This window comes from Rhodopirellula sp. MGV (genome assembly GCF_002251265.1).
Classification (GTDB): domain Bacteria; phylum Planctomycetota; class Planctomycetia; order Pirellulales; family Pirellulaceae; genus Stieleria; species Stieleria baltica_A.
Genome location: NZ_NPDI01000042.1, coordinates 55,773 through 72,528, shown reverse-complemented (window position 1 = coordinate 72,528; position 16,756 = coordinate 55,773). Strand labels below are relative to the sequence as shown.

At 55.2% G+C, this 16,756-nt stretch carries 9 protein-coding genes; 8 read left to right on the top strand and 1 reads right to left on the bottom strand.

Translation table 11 applies throughout. The annotated features are described in order from the left end of the window. Positions 1–93 precede the first annotated feature (93 nt). Entirely contained in the window at positions 94–456 is a 363-nt protein-coding gene (locus CGZ80_RS15035) for a hypothetical protein (RefSeq protein ID WP_094415828.1), read from the top strand. Between the two features lie 378 nt (positions 457–834). Here CGZ80_RS15035 and CGZ80_RS15025 read toward each other — a convergent pair whose 3' ends face one another. Then, positions 835–2,631 (bottom strand): hypothetical protein, encoded by a 1,797-nt coding sequence (locus CGZ80_RS15025; RefSeq protein WP_094415824.1) that lies wholly within the window; start codon positions 2,629–2,631, stop codon positions 835–837. A 1,050-nt stretch (positions 2,632–3,681) separates the two neighbouring features. On the opposite strand from CGZ80_RS15025, the gene CGZ80_RS15010 reads away from it, so the two are divergent. From CGZ80_RS15010 to CGZ80_RS14975, 7 genes are all read left to right on the top strand, one after another. Beyond that, positions 3,682–5,331 (top strand): S41 family peptidase, encoded by a 1,650-nt coding sequence (locus CGZ80_RS15010; RefSeq protein ID WP_233148433.1) that lies wholly within the window; start codon positions 3,682–3,684, stop codon positions 5,329–5,331. Positions 5,332–5,690: 359 nt separating this feature from the next. Then, entirely contained in the window at positions 5,691–8,426 is a 2,736-nt protein-coding gene (locus CGZ80_RS15000) for a peptidase MA family metallohydrolase (protein WP_233148432.1), read from the top strand. Further along, the gene (locus CGZ80_RS14995) at positions 8,423–9,256 is read left to right on the top strand and encodes a DUF4159 domain-containing protein (protein ID WP_094415815.1); all 834 of its coding nucleotides are present in this window, start codon (positions 8,423–8,425) and stop codon (positions 9,254–9,256) included. Before CGZ80_RS15000 ends, CGZ80_RS14995 begins: the two co-directional genes overlap by 4 nt. A gap of 57 nt (positions 9,257–9,313) precedes the next feature. Next, a complete protein-coding gene (locus CGZ80_RS14990; protein WP_094415813.1) occupies positions 9,314–10,303 on the top strand; it encodes an AAA family ATPase in 990 nt (329 codons plus the stop codon). Continuing rightward, a complete protein-coding gene (locus CGZ80_RS14985; RefSeq protein ID WP_094415811.1) occupies positions 10,300–11,268 on the top strand; it encodes a DUF58 domain-containing protein in 969 nt (322 codons plus the stop codon). The genes CGZ80_RS14990 and CGZ80_RS14985 overlap by 4 nt, the downstream gene beginning before the upstream one ends. Further along, on the top strand, positions 11,265–13,379 hold the full coding sequence (locus CGZ80_RS14980) for a BatA domain-containing protein (RefSeq protein WP_094415809.1): 2,115 nt from the start codon (positions 11,265–11,267) through the stop codon (positions 13,377–13,379). The genes CGZ80_RS14985 and CGZ80_RS14980 overlap by 4 nt, the downstream gene beginning before the upstream one ends. Next, positions 13,372–16,605, top strand: coding sequence for a hypothetical protein (locus CGZ80_RS14975; RefSeq protein WP_094415807.1), 3,234 nt, complete (start codon positions 13,372–13,374; stop codon positions 16,603–16,605). The genes CGZ80_RS14980 and CGZ80_RS14975 overlap by 8 nt, the downstream gene beginning before the upstream one ends. Positions 16,606–16,756 lie beyond the last annotated feature (151 nt).

The following is a 16,756-nucleotide window of genomic DNA, read 5'->3' as shown; positions in this document are numbered from 1 at the left end:
TGGGGGGCGTTTCTAGAATCGCGTTTGCCGCAGCTATGGACGATTCCCGTCGGCGGAAATTTTTACGGAAACAACACACCACAAGGATGAGTGATGGTTCGTAGCTTAGTGATCTTGGGAGCACTCGCGTTTTGCGCGTTCCTGGCCGGATGGTTCACCATCGACCGCAACGAAAAAGAAACAACGATCCGTTTCGATCGCGACGAGATCCGGTCTGACACTGCCAAGGCAATCGAAAAGGGTAAGGAATTCCTGGAAAACCATCGCCAGATGAATGCCGAAGGCGGGCTGGAAAACCCGGCTGGCGAATACCCCCAAGAGTCCTTCCCCAACAACGCCTACCCGGGAACGTCATTCCCCACCGAGTCGCCGTATCCACAGATTGGCGACCAGCAAGCGACCCGTCCGATCCCGCCGTGGGAATTGCCCCCCGGCGGTACCACCACACAGTATTGATTGCTGCGGAACCGATTGCTGCGGATTCACTCCGGCAGCAGCGATCTTGTCAGCGGCGTGACATTGAACAGATGTCACAGATCTATTTGGGACGTTGCGGTTTGGTTTGGTCCACCGCGGCGATCCCTTTTTTCTTTTTTGAAAGAATCGTTTTGACGGTGCAAGCGAGCAGAATGGCGATCATCGCTGATCCTATTGATTGGCGGTAGCGATCCAACGGGGAGGGAAAAAGATCCGCTCGTTCTCGCACGCGAGGGAGGGCAACCCGTTTGAGAACGAGCGGATCTGGCAGTGTGTTCGAATCAAAGTGCGCGCCGGCAGGATGGACGAGACCGGCTTGATTCGTCGTGTTGGCTGAAAGCGTCTTCGAAGCCTTACCTATCGCACCTGCGATTCGTCTTGAGTTCCACGAATTCGGGCAATCTCAATCACGTCATCGACACGATGGTTTAGGTCATCGATCACACTTTGGGCCACGTCGACCCACTGCAACAAAGTGGCACGTGCTTGGGCGAGCTGTGCCTCGTCGAAGGGCTCCGCATTCCCTTCGGTTTGGGCTACCTCGGCAACGCCGGGAATCTGCTCGGCGGCCTCAGCCCGTGCCAACAATTTCACTCCGCTGCCCACAATTGGGTTCACCGGTGCAGGTGCCGCTGGCCAAACTTGTGCCAACTGCACGGCAAACTCAGAAGCCGCTTCGTCACCGCTCACCACGAGCGATGCGAGATGACTTCCCATGCGATGGGGGCGAAGACTTTGGCTGACGCGTTGCTGCAATCGGGCAGCCTGGTCAGCTTTGCCAATCAATTCGTCCAACCAGCATTCTGGCGACCCGATCAATGCGACGGGTTCGGTGGTCGGAACGGTGGTGCTTTCAGCGACGGCTTCGATAGGTGCCGTCATCGTTTCCGATTTGACGATTTGCGTCAGGGTGTCTTCGACCGGGGCAGGCAAAAGTCGACGTTGCCACGATGGGACGGCTTGATCGGCTTTCGGACTCCAGCCGGCTTCACACTGTTCCGCAAATGATCTGAAGCATAAGGGTTGCCGGTTCGGAGACAGCATCGTGTCCATCCAAACCAACTTGGGCGCGTCGGTCACCACATCGATTTCGATGTCTGCTTCGTTGGTAACGACGTGCTCAGCTTGTTCGGCCTTATCCGCTTGTTCGTTTTTCGGCAACACGTCGGCCTGTGACGTATCGGCCAGCGAAGCGACGATCAATTCCGGGTGCTCATCGATCGGTGCGACAAACACCTCGGCGACCAAATCTTCTTCCGCCATATCGTAGGAAGCGAAGGCCTCTTCGATCGTGAAGATCAATGGCGCGGTGCCGAGATGCGCCACGACCGCTGCGTTTGGCTCTTCTTGAATGGGCGTTGTTTCAACAATCGCCAACACGCCTTCGCTCGCGAGGACGTTTTCTTCGGCTGCGACAGCAAGGCTTGCCTGCTGCTCGGCAACGAACGCCGCAAAGTCATCCAGGTCGAGTTGTCCGATGAAGGACTGTGTTTGTGTCAGCCATTGTTTGAACGCCAGCACTTCAGCCGTTGGAGTTGCGACATCTGATGCTTCGACAACTGCGAAGTCGGTGGTGACATCACCGCAAGCCGGTTCAACTTCACAGGTGCTGTAGGTTGGGCCGACCATCGCGAAGGGTTCAGTCCAGTGCGTGAACGGCACCGGTGTTCCGGAAGACGCCGCCGCGACAATCGCTGCGACAGCGGCGTTGAAGTCACTTGCCGTGCGGGAGCTTTGAGTGCTCTTGGTGGGAGCCGGCGTGAAATCGGCCGATTGTGGAGCAACCTTTGCGGCTGCGATTGAGGGGAGGTCTTTGAGCGTACCCTGCAGCCATTTCTCATAGTTACAGGTATCGATAATCAGTTCCTTTCCGACCGTGATGGTCAAGAAGTGTGGGACGAGTGCTTTGGAACTTTTGGTGATCGAAGAGGGAGGTTGAACGGGATTGGCTTCGACTGTCTTAGTAAGGTCGTCGACCCAGCCACACAGTTCGCTGTCATCATGCAGTGTGTCATTCACTTGCATCGCGATACTGTCGTGAGTGTCTTCGGCCTGTAATTGGCTCGGCCGATAGACGGCGGAAGTCGACGCTGCGACTAAACAGAAGAGTGCGAAACGGCGCAGCTTTTTGCGGATACTGTTTTTTATGGTCATCGTGACGTTACTCCTTCCAGGACTAAACCGCAGCGATACTCCTGCAAAGACTTCTTTGTCTTTGAAGATTGGCGTCGGAGGGATGGCAATCAATGGCGAACGGGGCGGCCGATTCAGAGACACGGCCGCAGCCGAGTTCCATCACTCTGAGTCGATTTCCGTTACCGAGATTGCAGACGCTAATGATCGCGTTTGCGGAGTCCTTTCCTTTGTAAACGTGTGGTTGGCGAGTTGGCGGGGCGGTCCACTAGGAAAGAATCTCTAGGGGACCAGTATGTGGTCTCGCAACAACGTGAAATAAAAAGACGGCTCACGCTGGCGTTTGGCAAGACGCCTGATTGCGGGACAGAAGCAGGTATCGGAAACTTTGACGGCTAGGCTCTCCGGTCCGGTCAGTAAAAAAATGACATTGTGCGAAATGGCATACGGTTGCGCCGACCGTCCGTGTCGAATCATCTGGACCCGTTGTCACTGTGAATAAACATCAGTGTTCAAGTGAATCGTTAAAGGAGAGCTCGAATCGGTGACACCCAAGTTGTTTCCGAGCGCTCGGTTGATCGCGAGCTGGACAGTGCCTATTAATGAGTGTGCCGCCAACAGTGCGGCTAAAGGATTCTGAGGCCATGGCAGCAACGTTGTTGCTTTCTGCGTAAGGAGCGCAAGACGGGCCAGCGGGATCGCACCCATCCATGAGGGTGTTTGTTCCGCAAGACGCAATCGACTGATGCAACCGTAATGGCATGCATCAAGACATAGCGATCACAGCATTTAATGTGATTTCCCGTCGGACGGTTTTTTGACCGGGCATCTTTTGTGACCTATATTCGCTTGACCGCTCGTTCTGGGTGTCGAGCGCGGTCCACTTTCGGAAGCGGTTTTGCTTTGCTTTCGATCGTATGTTCCCTCCCTCCAGACACCAGCACGAGCCCCTTCAGCATGCCACTATTCGCACGGGTCGGTTTGTCACGTTTGGCTTGTAAACCATTCGTATCATCTGAAGACGAACATCGCGCAGCCTCGGCCAGAACGTCCCTTCGAACGAAGTTGTTCTTGACCGGTGCTGTCTTGTTCGGCGGCATCGCAACCACCGTTGATGCTCAAGAACCTTCGATGCAGCCACTACCGGCGGCCGTCGAATCGGCAACCGACATCGAAGCGGACCCGTTGAATATCGTGCTCGAAGAAGGCGCGTCGCTTGAGATCGGACGCCGCTGGGCCGAAGCGATTCGCCACTACGAAAAAGCGTTTCGTGACTTCCCCAACTCGCGTCAAGTCTATCAGCGACTGATCATCTGCCGATTGCACGCGGACGTGAACCGCCGCTATCGAGATCGCAGTTTTGTCGATTCAGTCCATCAGATGACCGCGGCGCAGGCATTGGATCTGTATAGCGAAATCCTTGCCAACCTAGAAACACACTACGTCGAACAAGTCGATTGGTCTCGTGTGTTCCTGCATGGTACGGCAGCACTCGAGATCGCGCTCACCGAAAATCGTTACCTCGGTGACGTGCTGCCGAGCGCCAACATGGAAGCGGTTCATCAGTTTCAACAGACCATCCACCGACGCATTTCCAACCGTCCAACCGACGGGCGTCACGACCTGCGAGCTTCGGTTGCGACCGTCGCCGAACTGGCACGCAACGAAATCGGATTGAACCCAACCGCTGTGGTGTTGGAATACGTCAGTGGCGCAGTCTCGACGCTTGACCCCTACACACGCTTGCTGTCCGGCGACCAACTCGATGACATGTTCTCGAACATCGAAGGCAACTTTGTCGGACTTGGCGTCGAGCTACGTCCTAGCACCGATGCCCTCGAAATCCTTTCCGTCATCCCCAACGGCCCGGCCGAAGAAGCTGGCTTGAAAGCAGGCGACCGAATCGTTCGCGTCGAACAAGCCGATACACGCACCGGCAAGCCCGAAATCGCCGCAGACCTGTTGCGTGGCCCTGAAAACACGTTCGTTTCGATCTCGGTCGAATCCGTCGACGGGCTACAAAACGACCATCGGATTGCTCGCCGCCGCGTTGAAGTGCCTTGTGTTGAAAACGCCCACATTTGTGATCCGATCAACGGCGTCGGTTACCTGCGTCTGACCAACTTTCAGAAAACGACCCCACGTGATGTCGAACGGGCAATCTGGGATCTGCAGCAACAAGGTATGCGTTCGCTGGTCATGGATCTTCGCGGCAACCCAGGCGGGCTTTTGTCAGCCGCAGTCGACATTGCCGACCGCTTCTTGAGCCAAGGCCGGATTGTGACCACTCGCGGCCGCAACTCACGCGAAAACTTTGACTATGTCGCCCACCGTACCAAGACACTCAGTTTTCCTCTGGCTGTCTTGATTGATGGCGACAGCGCAAGTGCCAGCGAAATTTTCGCCGGTGCGATGTCCGACTCCGACCGGGGTGTCATCGTTGGCCAGCGAAGCTACGGCAAAGGAAGCGTGCAAGGAATCTTCCGCATGCAGGCAGCCAAGTTCGGCCTGTGCCTGACAACGGCGAAGTTCTATTCGCCCAGCGGAACCGCAATCAGCCAACGCGGCGTGTTCCCAGATTTGGTGGTCGACTCGAACTACATTGCCGCTCGCCCGAACGACAACGGCGAAATCGTCAGCGATCTGGACGACCTAGTCTTGCAAGAAGCGATCGGTCACCTCGCCAACCAAAAACAGCTGATCAGTCAGCGAACTCGATAAACCTTCTCGGCCCTTCGCGTGCGGCTTCTGTCAGGGAAGCTTTGCCGCCGCGATCTCTTGGCCTGGTTCGCATCTTTGGCGGACTGTCTTCCGTTGTAAGCTCGCCTAGCTTCAACATTCTTCCGGCCGGGGACCAACCCCACCATCTCTAATCGATCCGTTGCCCCCGATTGCAACGAGCCGTTCGCCGATTCGCTACAATCGATACCAAGCAAATTTCGCGAGTCATTCGCGTGATGCCGGGGTTAGAACGTCTAGAAACGGTCTGATGATATCGAGATGAGGTTGGATTGATTAGTTCATCGAAACACCATTCGGCAAGGCGATCTCGATGCGCACCATCACGCCATTTGACTTGGATGATCGGGGCCGCCGTTTTTGTCGGTTTGTCTGCGTTGCCGCCATCGATGTCGATTGCCACGCTAAAGGCCGCAAATTTTTCGGAAGTTGAAACGCTCTTTCGAACCGGCAAAATCGATGAAGCCCAGGAACTTGCTGCCGCCGAAGTTGAAAGAGGCGTTTGGAATCGACGCTGGAGTGAATTGCTGATCGAGTGCCAATTGGGCAAGGGTGAATACGCCGACGCGTTGACCACCTATCAAGATGCGATCAAGCGGTACCCCACCAGCTTGCCATTGCGAACCCTGGGTATTCGTGTCGCCCAGTACAACGACCTGCCAGATCAGGTGGCAATCGAAAAAGCGTTCATTGAACGGTATCTCGAAACAGGTCAACTGCGGTATGCGACCGCCGACACCCTGATCGCCGCCGGTCGTTTTTTCTCCCGCAACGGCATCGATGCCCGGATCATCTTAAAATCGTTTTACGATCGTGTGCTGGAATCCGATCACGACAACTTGGACGCGCACATCGCAACCGCCGAGCTTGCGATCGACAAAGGTGACTTCAAAGTCGCAGCCGATTCGGTGATGAAAGCCAAGCGGCTGGAAATCAGCGACGCCCGTCTGGAATACCTGCTCGCACTCGCACTCGCGCCGACCGACTCAACGGCATCGGCATTGGCGCTCGCGCAAGCTCTCGAACTGAATCCCAGCTACGCTCCAGCATTGACGCTGAAAGCGGAGAAAGAGATCGATCGCGAGCTTTATGACGATGCGAGGAAAACGATCGACGCTTTGTTTCGATTGAATCGTCACGATGAAAACGCTTTTGCCCTATCTGCCGTGATCGCCCACGTCGATGGCGACTACGAGAAAGAGCAAAAGCTGCGTGACAAGGCACTTGCTCATTGGACGACCAACCCCAATGTGGACTACCTGATCGGACGAAAACTCTCCGATAAATATCGCTTCAAAGAAGGCGCCGAGTATCAGCGCAATGCACTGACGTTTGACCCAGATTTTATCCCGGCAACGTTTCAACTTGCCCAGGATTTGCTGCGTCTTGGCGACGATGACATCGGCTGGCAACTAGCCAACGAAGTCAACAAACAAGATCCGTACAACGTCGTCGCGTACAACTTGATGACGTTAAAAGATCGCACGGATGGATTCGAAACAATCGCGGCAAGTTCTGCCAAACAAGTGACGCGGGACTTTTCCGAGCCCGGCGAAATCCTGTTGCGAATGGATCCCGAAGAGCGAAGGGTCTATGGCGATGCCGCAGCCGAAATATTGGCCGAAGCCAAACGGGTACTGTGCGAGAAGTACTCGATGGAGCTTCGACGGCCCGTGATCGTCGAGATTTTCCCCAAGCAAAGCGACTTCGCAATTCGCACCTTCGGCTTGCCAGGGGGCGAAGGCTTTCTAGGCGTTTGCTTTGGCCACGTGATCACGGCCAACAGCCCGGCGTCCGGTGGTGAGCGTCCATCGAACTGGAAATCGGTGCTGTGGCACGAATTCTGTCACGTGGTCACACTGACCAAAACCAACAACCGAATGCCGCGTTGGCTAAGCGAAGGCATTTCCGTCTACGAAGAATTGCAACGTGACTCTCGCTGGGGTCAATCGATGACAGCTCGCTATCGCGAAATGATCATGGGCGATGACTTCACTCCAATTTCAGAACTCAGCAGTGCTTTTCTGTCGCCGCCGTCGGGTGAACACCTGCAATTCGCGTATTTCGAATCTTGCTTGGCGGTCGAGTTTATTGTCGGCCGTTACGGCGCAGACGCGCTGAACGCAATCCTGGACACGCTGGGCGAAGGCGTTCCGATCAACACCGCGTTGGCCAAGCACACCGATCCGATCGAGCGCCTTGAATTGGCCTTTGCCGAATTCGCACAAAACAAAGCGACTGCGTTCGGTGAGGGTTTGGAATTTGATCGTCCCGAATTTACCGGGGCAACGCCTCGCGAAGAAATGAATCAGTGGGCCGAGGACCACCTCGATAACTACTGGGCCCGAATGTCATTGGCGCGTCGCGAGATTGGTCAACGACAATTTGAGGCGGCAATAGAACACTTGAAATTCCTGGCGGATCACGGTGCCGCGACCGGCGAGCGCGACGGCGTGTTGGAACTGCTTGCGGAGTGCTACCGCGAACTTGACGATGCCGACCAAGAACAACAAGCGATCGCAAACTGGTTGGAGCAGTCCGCCGATGCGTTGCCCGCTTTGATAAGAAAGATGGATTACTCCGCCGAACAGCGTGACTGGGACGCGGTCTTGAAAGCAGGTGACCAAGCCCTAGAAGTGCAGCCGTTTTTAGCTGCGGTCCACCGAGGAATTATCAAAGCGAGTCAGCAAGCGGAACGTCCCGAAGAATCGATCCCATCGCTGAAAGCACTCCAAGAGCTCGATCCGGTGGATGTGGCGGGGCTGAACTATCAACTTGCGGTTGCCTATCAAAGTCAAGGCGACCGCGACGCCGCGGTTACTCACGTGGTCGACGCACTGCTTTTAGCCCCACGCTATCGCGACGCCCTCAAACTGCTCGCCGAACTTCAATCGCCAGTGAACTCTGAAGCCGACAATGCGACGGCGGAAGATCAAGTCTCATCGGAAGAAACCGATTCTTCGCCAGAGACTGACTTGCCCCCCGAGCCTGACCTTGAGGACTCGCCCGAGGAAACCCAAGCGACCGGCGAATCAGACACAGAAAATCAATCCAGCGAGGAGGAATCGAGCCCATGAGCCGTCGACGCTTTCTCATCACCAGTATCGCACTGGCAGTCGTCGTGTTGCCCGCGATTGTTGTCGCCCAGCGTTTTCGTCGTGGCGGGTTTCGCGATATCCAGTACAACCGCAATGGTGTCCCGGTCTGGGAAGTAGACAAGAACTTTCCCGGCGATTTATTTACGTTCGCACGCGTGCGTTATGACTCGTACTCAGGCCGCGGCGGCGGGGGCGGTTGGGCAACCGACTATCCCGATAGCGATTTGAATTTCTCGCTACGTTTGCAACAGCTGACAACGATCAAGGTGAATCCGAATCCGGTTATCGTTAACTTGACCGATGACAATCTTCGTGATTACCCCTTTCTGTACATGATCGAACCAGGCGGACTGTCATTCAGTGAAGCGGAAGTCGTCGCCCTGCGTGACTATTGCTATAGCGGTGGTTTCTTGATGGTGGATGACTTTTGGGGTGACACCCAGTACGAAAACTTGGAATGGGAACTCGGCCGAGTCTTTCCTGATCGCCGGCCTCAAGAGGTCCCTTTGTCGCACCAAATTTTTCACAATGTGTATGACATGAAAGAAAAACCGCAAGTGCCATCGATTCACTCGGCACGCTACGGCGTTTCCTGGGAAAGCTCTCGTGATGGCAGCGACACCTCTGTCCCACACTACAAGGCGATCTACGACGACAAAGATCGCATCATGGTTTTCATTTGCCACAACACCGACCTCGGCGATGGGTGGGAACGTGAAGGTGAAAACCGCGACTACTTCACCGAGTACTCGGTCAAAAAAGCCTATCCGATGGGCATCAACATCGTCACCTATGCGATGTCCCACTAGCGAATCGCACCCTTTCCGTTTTGCGTCTTTCAGTCCCACGCCTTCGAGTCGTTGCCGATGACTTTAACCGAACCGAATCTAGCTTCACAAATCCAAGACGCACGCGACCGGATTGTCGGCGAATTATCGAAAGCGATCGTTGGCCAACAAGAAGTCATCGAACAGCTTTTGATCAGCCTGTTTGCCGGTGGCCACTGCTTGATCACCGGGCCGCCCGGCTTGGCGAAAACGTTGCTCGTCCGCAGTGTCGCACAGATCTTTCACTTGGATTTCAGCCGGATTCAGTTCACACCGGACCTGATGCCTGTCGACATCGTCGGCACTGAAATCTTGGAAGAAACCGACCATGGACATCGGGCCTTGTCGTTTGTCAAAGGGCCGGTCTTTGCCAACGTCATTCTGGCCGACGAAATCAACCGTACACCGCCGAAAACGCAAGCCGCGATGTTGGAGGCGATGCAGGAACATCAGGTCACCGCGGCTGGCACGCGCTACGAGCTTCCGCAACCGTTCTTTGTGCTGGCGACACAAAACCCGATCGAAATGGAAGGCACTTACCCGCTGCCGGAAGCACAGCTTGATCGATTCTTGTTCAACGTCCGGATCGATTACCTGCCCGCCGAAGACGAACTGTCGGTGGTCATGCGAACGACCTCAACAAAGCCCGAACCGATTCAACCGCTCTTTAGCGGCGAAGACGTTTTGCGATTTCAGTCGATCGTCCGCGATGTACCAATCGCAACAGCGATCGCCGAATACGCGGTGCGTCTGGTCCAGGCAACTCGCCCTGGTCGAACCGGAACGCCTGAATTTGTCAACGAATGGGTGGGCTGGGGTGCGGGTACCCGAGCGAGCCAAACGTTGGTGCTCGGCGCGAAAGCACGCGCACTGCTGCTTGGGCGAGCACACGTTCAAACCGAAGACATCGTCGCGCTCGCACACCCAACCCTTCGGCACCGTGTACTGCCAACCTACAAGGCCGAAGCCGAAGGTGTCACGATCGAACAAATCATCGACAAGCTGCTCGAGACGGTTTCTAAACCATGACATCTGATCCAGCCGCTTCTGGTAACACTTCGCCAGGGCGTCCGAGCGCGGGCGTCGACCCCGATACCTTGATGCGAATCAAGAGTCTGAAGCTGCGCGCGAAGACCGTCGTCGAAGGGTTCTTTTCGGGACTACACCGCAGTCCGACACATGGCAGTTCGATCGAATTCAGTGAATACCGCGCGTATGTACCAGGCGACGATTTGCGGAGCTTGGATTGGAAACTGTATGCACGCAGTGACCGTTACTTCGTGAAGAAATTCGAAGACGAAACCAATCGGCGATGTTACCTGATCGTCGATCAAAGTCGCTCAATGAGCTTCGGTTCGCTCGAGTACAGCAAAATTGACTATGCGCGAACCGTTGCCGCGACGCTGGCCTATTTCCTGACGACCCAACATGACGCCGTCGGTGTGTTGACGTTTGATGTCGAAATCGGCGACTTCGTTCCGGCCAAGATTGGCGCAAAGCATTTCCATCAAATCCTTGTCGAACTTTCGCGGCCAGCGGAAGGACGCGGGACCGATATTGATGCGCCGCTGCGTCAAGTCGCTTCCTTGGTCCCACGCCGGGGACTCGTGATCCTGATCAGCGATTTATTGGCGCATCCTGATACGCTGCAAACACAACTGGCGTCCCTGCGTGCACGTGGACACGAGGTGGTGCTGCTGCGTGTACTAGACCCATCGGAACTGGACCTGCAACTTCAATCGCCGTCGATGGTCCAGGATATCGAAACGGGCAAACAGATCTACGTCGATCCGGAGTCGGCAAAAAAACGGTACCAGGAACAATTTGAGCAACACCGTCAGCAGGTGCAAACGATCTGCAGCAACACCGGTGTCGGATATTACGAAATGTCGACCGACCAGCCACTCGATCGAGCATTGTCAAGTTTGATCGATGCCAGAAATCGATTGGGCGGTGGTGGGAACCGGGCGATGAACGGGGGACGGCGCCGATGAGCTTCCTGACCCCTCTGTATTTTCTTGGCGCCCTCGCGGTTGTCGGGCCGATCTTGTTTCACTTGATCCGCCGCCAACCCAAAGGCGAGATCCAGTTCAGCTCCTTGATGTTTTTGGAGTCCAGCCCGCCGCGACTGACACGGCGAAGTCGCCTGGAGAATCTGCCGCTGCTGCTGATCCGCTGTCTGGCGATCGGAATGCTGGCGTTCGCGTTCGCGCGCCCGTTCCTTCCGTCGACCGAATCGGAAACGCTTGATGGCGTTCAAGAGGCGACGGTCGTTTTGGTCGATCGCAGCGCCAGTATGCGGCGTGAAGGTATCGCTGACGCGGTACGTCAAACCGCAGACGAAATCATCGATCAATGCGACGATGACACGCTGATTGCCGTCATCGCATTTGATCGGCAAACCGATGCAATCTTGTCGCTACAGGAATCGGCGGGCCTACAATCGGCGATGCGAAAAAACGCAGCCAAGGATGCGGTTCGTCGAATCGAACCGACTTGGTTAACAACCGATATCGGACAAGCATTGCGTTACTGCGCCGATTCGGCAGCGCTGTTGGACATGGATGATAAAACAGCTCCGTCGGGTTCCGAAAGCGACAACATCGTATCGGGTGGACGCGCAGCGATTCGTACCCGCGTCGTTTTAATCAGTGACATGCAAAGCGGCGCGAACATTGATTCATTGCAAGGCTACGATTGGCCAGAGGACGTTTGGCTAGAATCGAAATCAATCAATCTGTCCACTTCGGGAAATGCATCACTCCGGATGATTCCACGGAGCCTGGAACGTGGAATCACAGAATCCAATGACGACTCAGGCAACACCGTCCGTGTCGAGGTTCGGCATGATGACGGGCCAAGTCAATCATCGACTTTCCGCCTTCGTTACGAAGGTCAAGACGCGGATGCCGCGGTCGTTCAAGTCGGTCCCGGTCAAACGCGTTACTTTAACGTTCCACTTCCCCCTGCCGGACAGAGCAATGCCGGACAGGGCAACGCTAACGGTACCGCTGTTTTGAAATTGGTCGGCGACAACGATCCCTTTGACAATACCCATTACTTTATTCGTCCTCAAAAAGCGACACAGCGTGTGCTTTTCCTCGCGGGCACGGATTCAAATCCGGACCAACGAGAACGTCTGTCGTTTTATCTCAGCCAATTGCCGTTCAGCGATACCTCGCGTGAGATAACGTTTGATGTCGTTGATGCGGCGGAATTCCGTGACAGGCTGAATGCTGATGCGATCCCCTTTGCCGTTGTTCCTGCAGCGAGTCTTGACGAATTGGATAGCGTGGCGGTTTCGGGCTATCTGAAATCCGGTGGGCATCTGCTCGTGGTCCTCGATCGCCCGGTCAGCGAGGTCGCCGTGAAGTCGCTCGCAGCACTGTTTGAAAGCCCCGAGATGACCTTAGAATCATCCGAGAAAGACGGCTTCCGACTAATAGCGTCGGTTGATTTCGATGCCCCGCTGATCCGACCGCTCGCTGATCCTGGTGTCAACGATTTTTCATCGATCAAGGTTTGGCAACACCAAGTCATAGGCGGACTGAGCGACAGCACGAATGTCACATTGCGTTTGGATGACCAATCACCCTGGCTCATCCACCGTGATTTCGTCTCTCAAGACACCGCGTCCGGACAACTATGGTTGCTGACATCAGGTTGGCAGCCTTCGCAAAGTCAATTTGCTTTATCGACCAAGTTCGTTCCGATGATCCTCGGCATGATCGCCCCCAACCGAACGTTGGTCCCACAATCCTTGTTGGTTGGAAGCCAACTTGGCGACGAAACCGATTCCGATGGTGCCCCCGTTCTCACAACCAAACCTGGATTCGTGTCTTCCGCCGATGGCGTTCCGTTCGCAGTGAATTTGGACGCGGCAGAAAGCGAACTGACACCGATCGATTTGAATCGGTTCAGCAGTCTGGGCGTGACCGTTTCGTCACCCGAATTGCTGGAACAGGATCGGCAAGCCGAGCGTGCATTGCGTGACGTCGAACTGGAAGCAAGGCAGGGTTGGTGGCAGTGGTTGATTGTGGCGACGATGGGGCTGGTCGCTATCGAAACACTCCTTTCCGCAAAGGGAACGACGAGCCATGAGTGAAGGATCGATGAACGAAGGGCGATTCGAGATCAACGACTCGACGCGGTTTGACAATCGGGCCGGGATCGCGGAACGTCAACTCGCCCGAATCCGGCGCGAGGTCAGACACGTCACAACGCGGCTTTGGTCGCGAAGCTTTTGGTCGTTTTTGACCGTGTTTCTGATCGTCTGCTTGTGCTTGCTATGGATGACCGTGCAGGTCGAACGCGCCGGTCAAGTTCCCTCACAATCACTGTGGATCGTCATGGTGATCGGCAGCGTCATGTCGGTTGTGGTCGCTTGGGCGTATGCCAGCCGGATGACCAAAGATACCGCGGGGATTGCTTCAAAGATTGAATCTAAGTTTCCTTCACTCGGCGAGCGTCTGATCACGACGTCTGAACTCGAAGACAACACCGTGGATCGACCGCTTGCTCAGTTGTTGATCGATCAAACACACGACCACTTCCGGTCTCACGACTGGCAAAGTGTTGTGTCCTCAGGGTCGTTGTGGACCGCAAGGCTGATCGGACTCGCCGCATTCGCTGGTGTCTTGTCGTTTTCGGCATTTCGAAATCGCGTCGACGATCGGGCGACCATGATTTTATCTGCTGAAAAAGAAGCTCTCGCAAAACAGCAAGTCATCGTTGTTCCGGGCAATACCGAAGTCGAGCGGGGGACCAGCTTGGTCGTCAGTGCCGAATTCAGCAGGAACCTGCCGGAACAGACCTACTGGGTGATGTATGAGCCCGGCCAAGAAGTCTCGCCGGATACTCAGATCTCTCGTCTTCCGATGAAGCAAACGATGAGCGACCCGATCGTTGCGGCGTTTCTGCCATCGGTCGAACAAAAGATGCTCTACCGAATCGAGAGCGATGGCTGGACAAGCGAGACGTATTCGATCGACGTGTTCGAATTTCCCCAGCTTCGACGTAGCGATGCCCTCCTCCGCTATCCAGCCTATACGGAATTGCCTGACCGCGACGTGGAAGACACCTTGAAAGTCACCGTGGTCGAAGGCACCAATGTCACTTGGCGACTGATTCTGAATAAGCCTGTCGCGAGCTGCAGGTTAGACGCGGCCAAGGCGGGAGCATCAATCGAATGCAACCTTGCCGACCAGCCTGCCGAATCGTCGGTCTCGCTGATGGGCGACTATGTGATCTATGAAGCAAAACTGCACGCAACCGAATCTGCTGACTTTGTTTTGAACCTGACCGACAGCGAAGGACGTCAAAACAAATTCCCGCCGAAGATCTCTGTCAAAGTCCAACCCAATAAACCGCCATCGATGGATTTGGACCAGGCTCGCGACGTCACCGTGTCGGCGCTCCAGGAGTTGGAACTGTCGGCAAGTGTGCGTGACGATTTCGGCGTCACACGCACCGGCCTTTCTTACTTGCGTGAATCCGATGACGAAGTTGAAGTCGTGCTCGCAAGCGAGGTTGCACGCAATACGAAACAAAAGGTCCAGCATCTGTTGGACTTCGAAGCGATGCAGGCCGAGGTTGACGATTTAGTGTCGTTCTACTTTTGGGCCGAAGATTTGGATGCGGACGGCAATCCCCGTCGGACTGAAAGCGACTTGTTCTTTGCCGAGGTCAGACCGTTTGAAGAGATCTACCGTCAAGGCGATCCGCAAAGCGGCAACCAAAGTGATCCATCCCAACAGCAAGGGCAGCAAGGTGGTGCTGGGCAACAAGCCGAAGAACTGATCAAGGTTCAGAAGCAAATCGTTGCCGCAATCTGGAATCAAATCCGCGACCACTTGAGTGGAAAGATTGTTGCCGAGGAAGACATCGATGTGATTGGGGAGTCACAGGCATCCGCGCTCGAGCAATTCAACGAGGTCGCATCAGAAGTTTCCGACGACAAATCAAAAGCCTTTGCCGCTGAAGTGATCGAGAAGATGAAGGCGACGATCGACACGCTTGCATCGGAAACAGAACTTGAAGATCGCCTTCCGGCTGCGAGACGTTCGGCACAAGGTGCACTCTCTGGGCTAATGAAATTGCGTGCCCGCGAGTTCGAAATCACACGGGGGCAGCAACAGCAAAGCCAAAGCAGTTCGAGCAGCAGCAACTCGTCTCGACAACAACAAATCAACGAATTGGAACTTGACCAAGACGAAAGTCGATACGAAACCCAGCAACAAGCACAAGCGGAAACCGAACAGCAACAACAAGCTGCCGAAGATCGGCAAGTTCTGAGCCGGTTGCGGGAACTCGCCCGACGTACCGAAGACTTGATGGAAGAGCTTGCCAAACTGCAATCGGCGCTCGAACAAGCGGACGACGAGCAGGAGAAAGAAGAGATCGAACGACAGCTGAAACGACTGCGTGAGCAACAGCAAGAATTGTTGCGAATGTCAGACGACTTGGAATCACGAATGCGTTCGGAAGAGAACAGCGAGCGAATGGCCGAGCAAGCTGACCAGTTACAACAGTCGCGTGAAAATTTGCAGCAGGCGAGCGAGGCGACAGAGCAAAATGACGCTTCAAGCGCATTGGCATCCGGCCGTCGCGCCGAACAGCAACTCGAAGAGCTGACCGAAGATTTCCGCCAGCGGACCGCGAACGCGTTCGATCAACAAATGCGCGACATGCGTGACGAAGTCAGCGAACTAGAAACGGAGCAAGAACGCATCGGACAATCGATGCGTGAACAAGTTGATGAAGCGACACCGGGGCTTCGCGGTGACGAAACAACGGATGCGTCCCCCGAACGTCTCGAACGCCAAGCCGAACGCTTGACCGAATTGTTAGAGCAAATGCAACAGACGGTCGAACAGGCGAGTGAGTCAGAACCGCTGCTCGCAGAAAAGCTTTACGACGGATTTCGCGAAGCCCGACAATCGCAAGCGGAACGCCAACTTGAGAATGCCGCTGAATTGGTGCGGCGGGGCTTCATGCCACAGGCACAACAGTTTGAACAAGAAGCTTCCAAGGGGATCGAAAGCCTTCGAGAAACGATTGACGAAGCGGCGGATGCAGTTCTCGGTGACTCCACCGAAGGGCTTCGACGTGCCGCACAACAACTCGAACAACTTCGCGAAGGCGTCCAGGAAGAATTAGAACGAGAGGCCGGTATCCAAAACCCCGACCAAAACGATACGTCCCAACAACAGGGCCAACAACAGGGCCAACAACAGGGCCAACAACTACCGCCCGAGCATGAGCAAAACTCTAAGTCAGTACGCCTGAAGCGCGTTTCCAACGTCCGGAAGAAAAAATCGCCTAAAGGCTAGACTCCAACATCTTTTCGCCGAAAAACGATCGAGTCGGTTGCCCCAATCACCATCACCCGCCCCACGCACAAACACACTCTCGCTACCGCTCCAAACTCCCACGAAAAAAGGCCCGGCTGGAATCAATCCTGCCGGGCCTTTCTTACTTATT

Excerpts from the sequence above, each read along its gene's own strand:
- CGZ80_RS15035 (WP_094415828.1), top strand. The coding sequence starts at position 94 with ATGGTTCGTAGCTTAGTGATCTTGGGAGCACTCGCGTTTTGCGCGTTC.
- CGZ80_RS15025 (WP_094415824.1), bottom strand. The coding sequence starts at position 2,631 with ATGACCATAAAAAACAGTATCCGCAAAAAGCTGCGCCGTTTCGCACTC.
- CGZ80_RS15000 (WP_233148432.1), top strand. The coding sequence starts at position 5,691 with ATGATCGGGGCCGCCGTTTTTGTCGGTTTGTCTGCGTTGCCGCCATCG.
- CGZ80_RS14995 (WP_094415815.1), top strand. The coding sequence starts at position 8,423 with ATGAGCCGTCGACGCTTTCTCATCACCAGTATCGCACTGGCAGTCGTC.
- CGZ80_RS14990 (WP_094415813.1), top strand. The coding sequence starts at position 9,314 with ATGACTTTAACCGAACCGAATCTAGCTTCACAAATCCAAGACGCACGC.
- CGZ80_RS14985 (WP_094415811.1), top strand. The coding sequence starts at position 10,300 with ATGACATCTGATCCAGCCGCTTCTGGTAACACTTCGCCAGGGCGTCCG.
- CGZ80_RS14980 (WP_094415809.1), top strand. The coding sequence starts at position 11,265 with ATGAGCTTCCTGACCCCTCTGTATTTTCTTGGCGCCCTCGCGGTTGTC.
- CGZ80_RS14975 (WP_094415807.1), top strand. The coding sequence starts at position 13,372 with ATGAGTGAAGGATCGATGAACGAAGGGCGATTCGAGATCAACGACTCG.